2 protein-coding genes are annotated in these 2,492 nt (G+C 74.2%); both read left to right on the top strand.

Features of this window, described 5'->3' with window-relative positions:
- Positions 1 to 2: 2 nt before the first annotated feature.
- Positions 3 to 1,022, top strand: a complete 1,020-nt coding sequence (locus tag CA983_RS42700; protein WP_086605997.1) for a polyprenyl synthetase family protein — start codon at positions 3 to 5, stop codon at positions 1,020 to 1,022.
- Between the two features lie 351 nt (positions 1,023 to 1,373).
- The coding region (locus CA983_RS42695; protein WP_086605998.1) for a serine/threonine-protein kinase at positions 1,374 to 2,492 on the top strand (1,119 nt) is incomplete at its 3' end.

Raw genomic sequence — 2,492 nt, 5'->3', positions numbered from 1 at the left:
CCCTGGCCGCACCCGCCCCCCTTGCCGCCCCACAGCAAATCCTCCACCGCTGCCGCGCCCTCGTACGCCCCGCCCTCGCGGAAGCCGTCGGGCGACTGCACCCCTGGGTCGGTGAGATGGCCGCGTACTCCTTCGGCTGGTGTGAGGTGGGCGGTGCCCCGGCCGTCGCCTCGGGCGGCAAGGGCGTACGGCAGGCGCTCGCGGTGCTCGGCGCCGAGGCGGCCGGTGCGTCCGGGCGGGACGGAGTGGCCGCGGCCGTCGCGGTCGAGCTGGTGCACGCCTTCTCCCTGCTGCACGACGACATCATGGACGGCGACGCGGACCGGCGCCGTCGCCCGGCCGTGTGGAAGGCCTACGGCACGGGCCCCGCGGTCCTCGCGGGCGACGCCCTGTTCGCACTGGCCGTCGAGACGCTCGCCGCGCAGCCGGGCGGCGCCGCGGCCGTGCGGACCCTGTCCGTCGCACTGGGCGACCTGGTGCGCGGGCAGGCGGACGATCTGCTGTTCGCCGAGCGCCCCTGGACGGGACCGGAGCGGGTCCGGCCGGACGAGTACCGGGCGATGGCGGAGCACAAGACGGGCTCGCTGCTGGGCTGCGCGGCCGCGCTGGGTGCCGTGCTCGGCGGTGCCGCCCCCGAGACGGCCGCCGCGCTCGACCGGGTGGGCCGGCACCTCGGGATCGCTTTCCAGATCGTCGACGACGTGCTGGGCATCTGGGGCGATCCGCAGGTCACCGGCAAGCCGGTCCACGGTGATCTGCGGGAGCGGAAGAAGACGTTCCCGGTGCTGGTCGCGCTCGGCTCCGCGCGCCGCGACCGGCTCGCCGCGCTCCTGGAGGCAGGCGACGATCCCGGTGCGGCGGCGGAGCTGATCGAGCGGGCGGGCGCCCGTGCGGCGGCCATGGCGGAGGCCCGGCGTCACCTAGCCGCCGTCGAGACGGCGCTCGCCGGGGTGCCGCTGGAGGCGAGGGCCCTCGGTGAACTGCGGTCACTGCTCGGCTTCCTGGTGCGGCGCGACGTCTGAGCCGGTCGCACTCGGAGAATCCGTCGGTGAATTCATCGGAGGGGTGTCGAGTTCAGCCGGTTGACACCTTCGCATTTACCGTCGGTTACCAGCAGGCCAGCCGGGGATTGGGGAATCCGCGGGCCGCGGAGACGAATTCTCCGCACCCGCGGCGACGCCCTCGGCGGCCCGGGGTGAGCGAGGTGAGCCGCTCCCGAGCCCGCGAAAGGCCGTTTTCTCTCGCACACTTGATCCCCCCTCTTGAATAAAAGACAAGAATGAACGCGGAGTTGCGATCCGGTTGAACGCAGCACGGTCCATGCCCCGTACTTCTGGAAAAGGTGAGAGCCAGGTTTCCAGCGAGGGATGGCCATGGGCAGGGCGCACGTCTCCACACACCAGTTGGTGGCCGGCCGGTACCGGCTGCTCGAGATCATCCAGCGCGAGACCAACCGCATCTGCTGGTACGCCGAGGACATCGGTGCCGGCGAGGTCTCCCGCCCGTGTCTCGTCACGCAGATCGGGCTCCCGGACGACGCCTACGAGACCGAACGCCGGACCGCCGGCCGCCTGCTGCGCACGTCCGAGCGCATGGCGCTGCTGTGCCCCGGCCGGATCGCCACGGTCGTCGACGCCATCGAGGATGCGGGCACCCTGTGGACGGTCACCGAGTGGATCGACGGCACCCCGCTCGGCGAACTCCTCTCGGAGCAGGGCACGTTCAACTACGTGCGGGCCGCCCGTATCGGCCTGGCGCTGCTCGACGTGCTGGACGCCGCGCACGCCGAGGGCGTCACGCACGGTGAGCTCAGCCCCGGCCAGGTGTTCGTACGCGAGGACCATTCGGTCGTCGTCACCGGCTACGGCCTGGTCGGCGCGACCCTGGCGCCCCGGCTCACGGCACCCGCGTTCGCCTCCCCGGAACAGGCCCGCGACCAGCACATCGGGCCCGCGGCCGATCTGTGGGCGCTCGGCGCGATCCTCTACACGACGGTCGAGGGCCGCCCGCCCTTTCGGGACCGGGGCCGGCCGGAGAACACCCTGAAGGGCGTGGACCGGCTGCCGCTGCGCACGCCGGTGCGCGCCGGGCCGCTGACGCAGGTCGTGCAGGGGCTGCTCCGCAAGGACGCGCGGGAACGGCTGACCCGTCCGGTGGTCCGGGAGGCGCTGACCCGCGCGCTCAGCGAGGACCCGGAAGCGGCCATGGGGGCGGTTCCCGTGCCGCGGCTGCGCGGCGCGTACGCCGCGATGCGGCCGGGAGGTCCGGCGTGGAGCAGACGGACCATGGTCGCCGGGACCACCCTGGCCGTGGTCACCGTCGCGGTGGCCGTGCTCGCCGCGACCCAGGGGCTGCCCGGCAGTGACTCGGGCAGCGACGCGGCGGAGTCCCCGGCCCGGCCACCGGCCACCGCCGCCACGCCGGGCGAGGGCACCGGCGGCAGCAGCCCCGAGCCGTCCGGGCCACCCGGCCGGACCGTCTCCCCCTCCCCC

It is taken from the genome of Streptomyces swartbergensis (genome assembly GCF_002148965.1).
In the GTDB taxonomy this organism is placed as follows: domain Bacteria; phylum Actinomycetota; class Actinomycetes; order Streptomycetales; family Streptomycetaceae; genus Streptomyces; species Streptomyces swartbergensis.
Note: the sequence above shows the minus strand (reverse complement) of the source record. Positions and strands in the feature narration are given on the sequence as shown.